Consider the following 4,995-nt stretch of genomic DNA (forward strand, 5'->3'; position numbering starts at 1 on the left):
GACGGCCAGAGCATCACCGGCTGGTTCACCGAAGACTTCACGCTGGGCGAGCTGAAGACGCTGCGCGCGCGGGAGCGCATCCCCAGCATCCGCACCGCCAACGTCGCCTACAACGACCAGTTCGACATTCCCACGCTCGACGAGATTGTCGCGCTGGCGCGGGATCAATCCACCAAGCTCGGCCGCAACATCGGCATCTATCCGGAAACCAAGCATCCGACCTACTTCCAGTCGATCGGGCTGCCGCTGGAAGACAAGCTGATCGACGGCCTGCGCCGCGATGCCTTCACCGCCAGCCGCACCACCGTCTACATCCAGTCGTTCGAGGTGGCCAACCTCAAGCGCATCCACGACAAGATCCGCAGCAGCCAGCCCAACTGGAAGCTCGTGCAGTTGATGGACACCGCCAACAGGCAGCCCTACGACTTCGTCGTCGCCAAGGACGCCCGCACCTACGGCGACCTGATGACCGACCGCGGCATGCGCGACATCGCCGTGTATGCCAACGGCGTTGGCCCGTACAAGGGCAGCATCATCGCGCTGGATGCCAACGGCAAACTGACCGACCCGACCGACCTGATCCGCAACGCGCACAACGCCGGGCTGGTCGTGCACCCGTACACCTTCCGCCCCGAGAACACCTTCCTGCCCCCATCGCTGCGCAGTGGTGCCGACAACACGCGCAACGTGAGCGGCTCGATCCAGGAGATCCAGGCCTTCCTGCGCGCGGGCGTCGACGGCTTCTTCACCGACGACCCGGCCGTGGGGCGGCAGGCGGTCTCGACCTTCAAGCGCTAGGGGCGGCCCGGCATCGGCTACACTGCGTCCCGTTTTGGAGGAACACCACCCATGATCGGACGCATCGCCGGGACGCTGATCGAAAAGAACCCGCCGCACCTGCTGGTCGATTGCCACGGCGTTGGCTATGAGATCGACGTGCCGATGAGCACGTTCTACAACCTGCCCGCCACTGGCGAGAAGGTCGTGCTGCTGACCCAGCAGATCGTGCGCGAGGACGCGCACCTGCTCTACGGCTTCGGCACCGCCGCCGAGCGCGAGACCTTCCGCCAGCTCATCAAGATTTCGGGCATCGGCGCGCGCATCGCGCTGGCGGTGCTGTCGGGGATGTCGGTGGGCGAACTGGCCCAGGCCGTCACGCTGCAGGAAGCCGGGCGGCTGACGCGCATCCCGGGCATCGGCAAGAAGACGGCCGAGCGCCTGCTGCTGGAACTCAAGGGCAAGCTCGGCGCTGACTTGGGTACGGTCCCCGGCGGCCCCGCCGTGTCGGACGACGCCGTGGACGTGCTCAATGCCCTGCTGGCGCTGGGGTATTCCGACAAGGAAGCGGCGCTGGCCATCAAGCAGGTGCCCGCTGGCACGGGCGTGTCCGAGGGCATCAAGCTGGCGCTCAAGGCGCTCTCCAAGGGCTGACGCCACGGTTGCGTGCAGACGGTAAAATGGCCCGTTCGCGACCGGCACCATTTGCCGGCGCCGTCTGCCCGTCATGATCGAAACCGACAAGCTCGCCGCCAAGGCTGCCAATCCTGTGCAGGCTGAACGCCTGATTTCAGCCTCCCCCACCTCCCCCAACGAGGAGGCGTTCGAGCGCGCGCTGCGCCCCAAGCTGCTCGACGAATACGTCGGCCAGGAAAAGGTGCGCGGCCAGCTCGATATCTTCATGACGGCGGCCAAGAAGCGCCGCGAGGCGCTCGACCACGTGCTGCTGTTCGGCCCGCCGGGCCTCGGCAAGACGACGCTGGCGCACATCATCGCGCGCGAGATGGGCGTCAACCTGCGCCAGACCTCGGGCCCCGTGCTGGAGCGCCCGGGCGACCTGGCCGCGCTGCTGACCAACCTCGAAGCCAACGACGTCCTCTTCATCGACGAGATCCACCGGCTCTCGCCCGTGGTGGAGGAAATCCTGTATCCGGCGCTGGAGGACTACCAGATCGACATCATGATCGGCGAGGGCCCGGCGGCGCGCTCGGTCAAGCTCGATCTGCAGCCGTTCACGCTGGTGGGCGCCACCACGCGCGCCGGCATGCTGACCAACCCGCTGCGCGACCGCTTCGGCATCGTGGCGCGGCTGGAGTTCTATACGCCCGCCGAGCTGGCGAAGATCGTCACGCGCTCGGCCGGACTGCTCCATGCACACATCGCCGAGGACGGCGCGCTGGAGATCGCCAAGCGCTCGCGCGGCACGCCCCGTATCGCCAACCGCCTGCTGCGCCGCGTGCGCGACTATGCCGAGGTGAAGGCCGATGGCGTCATCACGCGTGAGGTCGCCGACGCCGCGCTGGCCATGCTGGACGTGGACGCGGTCGGCTTCGACCTGATGGACCGCAAGCTGCTGGAAGCCATCCTGCACAAGTTCAATGGCGGGCCGGTCGGCATCGACAACCTGGCCGCGGCCATCGGCGAGGAACGCGACACCATCGAAGACGTGCTCGAGCCCTACCTGATCCAGCAGGGCTACCTGCAGCGCACGCCGCGCGGGCGCGTCGCCACGGCCTCGGCGTACCTGCACTTCGGGCTGGGCGCGCCCAAGACCGGCCCCGCGGGCGATCTGTGGGAAGACAACAAATAGCCAACGCCATCCCAGCGCCGCCCGCCATGACCGCCCCCAGCTCTCAACGCAATTTCCGCTACTACGACTTCGTCATGGCGGCCTTTGTGACGGTACTGCTGTGCTCGAACCTGATCGGGGCGGCCAAGGCGGCGCAGGTGACGGTGCCCATCCTGGGGCCCGTCACGTTTGGCGCGGGCGTGCTGTTCTTCCCGATCTCCTACATCTTCGGCGACATCCTCACCGAGGTGTACGGCTACGGCCGCGACCGGCGCGTAGTGTGGGCCGGCTTTGCGGCGCTGATCTTCGCGTCGTTCATGTCGCTGGTGGTGCTGGCGCTGCCGGTGGCGCCGTTCATGGCCGACTACCAGAAGAGCCTGACCGATGTGTTCGGCAACACCTGGCGCATCGTCATGGGCTCGCTCATCGCGTTCTGGTGCGGCAGCTTCGCCAACAGCTACACGCTGGCGAAGATGAAGATCTACACCGAAGGCAAATGGCTATGGACGCGCATCGTCGGGTCCACGGTGGTGGGCGAGGCGGTCGATTCGTCGCTGTTCTACGTGATCGCCTTCTACGGTATCTGGCCGCACGAGCAGGTGCTGCGTGTGGCGATCGCGCAATACATCCTCAAGACCGGCTGGGAGATCGTGGCAACGCCGCTCACTTACCGCGTCGTCGCCTTCCTGAAGCGCGCCGAGAACGAAGACTATTACGACCGCGATACGGACTTCACGCCGTTCCGGCTGAAGGTTTAAGGCACCCGCCGATCGACTTCGTCGAGCACCAGCAGGTCCAGGTGCGTGACATCCCCCCACTGCAGCACCGTCAGCTGGCGCCCGTCGGAGGACAGCCGGTTGATGCTCGCGTTGCGCAGCTCATGCTGACGCGGCTCGGTGAGCGTCATGGCGTGCGCATGGCGGTACAGGCAATCGAGCACGCCGCCATGGCTGACCAGCGCGATGCGCTCGCCAGGGTGGCGGCGGATCAGGCGCAGCGCGGTTTCGACCGCGCGCTCATGGAAGCCGGTGAGCGTCTCGCCGCCGGGCGGAGCGAACTCGGGCACGCGGTCCTGCCAGGCTGCGAATTCGGCCGGATGCTTCTCGGCGACTTCGGCGTAGGTCAGCCCCTCGAACTGGCCATAGCAGCGCTCGCGCAAACCCGCATCGTCGCGCACCGTGGCGCCGATCTCATCGGCCAGCGCCTGGGCGGTCTGCTTCGCGCGCGACAAGTCGCTGGCGTAGATCGCGTCGAACGGCTCGCGCGCCAGGGCCTTGCCTAGTTGCGCGGCCTGCTCCAGCCCCTGCGCATTCAGCGGCACGTCGAGCTGGCCTTGCAGGCGACGCTCGCGATTCCAGTCGGTCTCGCCGTGGCGGACCAATACGATGTGGGTGATCTGCGGCATGGGTAGCGGGGCGGCGGCACGTGGCATCACGGGTTCCCGGTCAGTCATCAGGTCAGACAGATTTGGCGGCTTCGGGCTCGCCCGCTTTTGCAACAGACGGTGCGGCTTGCGGTGCGACCTGCAGCCAGAACGTGACCGGGCCGTCGTTGACCAGCGACACCTGCATCATCGCGCCGAACTCGCCGGTGGCGACGATGGGGTGCTGCAGCCGGGCCCGCGCCACGAAATGCTCATACAGCCGACGGCCGTCTTCCGGCGCCGCGGCCGGCGTGAAGCTCGGGCGCGTGCCGGACTTGGTATCCGCCGCCAGCGTGAACTGCGATACCACTAGCAAGCCGCCTGCCTGCCCGTTGCCGTCGATGTTGCGCACCGGCAGGTTCATCTTGCCCTGGGCATCGGAAAACACGCGGTAGTTCAGCAGCTTCTCCAGCAGGCGGTCGGCCTCGGCCGTGGTGTCGCCGCGCTCGGCACACACCAGCGCGAGCAGCCCCGGGCCGATCTCGCCGACCACGCGGCCGTCGACGCGCACGGCCGCCTGCGAGACGCGCTGGATCAATCCAATCACGACAGCACCACGCGCGCGAAGCGACGCTTGCCGACCTGCATCACGAAGGTGCCGGCCTCGATCTTCAGGCCCTTGTCGCTGATGACGGCGCCGTCGATCTTCACGCCGCCCTGCTCGATGTTGCGGTTGGCGTCCGACGTGGACGGGCACAGGCCGGCCTGCTTGAGCAGTTGCGCGATACCCAGCGGCGCGCCCGACAGCTCGATCTGCGGGATGTCGTCCGGCACGCCGCCGCGCGCGCGGTGGTTGAAGTCTTCCAGCGCGCGCTCGGCGTCAAGCTGGCTGTGGAAGCGCGCGACGATCTCCTGCGCCAGCAGCACCTTGCAATCGCGCGGGTTGCGGCCCAGCGCAATCTCTTCCTTCATCAGGTCGATCTCGGCCAGCGGGCGGAACGACAGCAGCGTGTAGTACGTCCACATCAGGTCGTCGGAGATGCTCATCAGCTTGCCGAACATCTCG

The 4,995-nt window shown here is 67.2% G+C and carries 7 protein-coding genes; 4 read left to right on the forward strand and 3 right to left on the reverse strand.

Going from position 1 to position 4,995, the window contains the following annotated elements; genetic code table 11:
• The 4 genes from QZ609_RS24430 to QZ609_RS24445 form a co-directional block, all read left to right on the forward strand.
• Positions 1 to 798: glycerophosphodiester phosphodiesterase family protein (locus QZ609_RS24430; RefSeq protein ID WP_295500427.1), on the forward strand; the 798-nt coding region annotated here is incomplete at its 5' end.
• 51 nt (positions 799 to 849) lie between these two features.
• The gene (gene ruvA / locus QZ609_RS24435; protein WP_295500429.1) at positions 850 to 1,431 is read left to right on the forward strand and encodes a Holliday junction branch migration protein RuvA; all 582 of its coding nucleotides are present in this window, start codon (positions 850 to 852) and stop codon (positions 1,429 to 1,431) included.
• Positions 1,432 to 1,504: 73 nt separating this feature from the next.
• Entirely contained in the window at positions 1,505 to 2,587 is a 1,083-nt protein-coding gene (gene ruvB, locus QZ609_RS24440) for a Holliday junction branch migration DNA helicase RuvB (protein WP_295500431.1), read from the forward strand.
• 26 nt (positions 2,588 to 2,613) lie between these two features.
• Positions 2,614 to 3,324, forward strand: coding sequence for a queuosine precursor transporter (locus tag QZ609_RS24445; protein ID WP_295500432.1), 711 nt, complete (start codon positions 2,614 to 2,616; stop codon positions 3,322 to 3,324).
• On the opposite strand, the gene QZ609_RS24450 is transcribed toward QZ609_RS24445, so the two are convergent.
• The 3 genes from QZ609_RS24450 to QZ609_RS24460 all read right to left on the reverse strand — a co-directional run.
• Positions 3,321 to 3,998, reverse strand: a complete 678-nt coding sequence (locus QZ609_RS24450) for a histidine phosphatase family protein (RefSeq protein ID WP_295500434.1) — start codon at positions 3,996 to 3,998, stop codon at positions 3,321 to 3,323. The two genes, QZ609_RS24445 and QZ609_RS24450, sit on opposite strands and share 4 nt — an antisense overlap.
• Positions 3,999 to 4,023: 25 nt before the next feature.
• Positions 4,024 to 4,536: a D-aminoacyl-tRNA deacylase gene (dtd, locus tag QZ609_RS24455; RefSeq protein WP_295500436.1), complete on the reverse strand. Its 513-nt coding sequence runs from the start codon at positions 4,534 to 4,536 to the stop codon at positions 4,024 to 4,026.
• Positions 4,533 to 4,995: S4 domain-containing protein (locus QZ609_RS24460; RefSeq protein WP_295500438.1), on the reverse strand; the 463-nt coding region annotated here is incomplete at its 5' end. The genes QZ609_RS24460 and dtd, both read right to left, overlap by 4 nt.

The organism is uncultured Ralstonia sp. (genome assembly GCA_913056305.1).
In the GTDB taxonomy this organism is placed as follows: domain Bacteria; phylum Pseudomonadota; class Gammaproteobacteria; order Burkholderiales; family Burkholderiaceae; genus Ralstonia.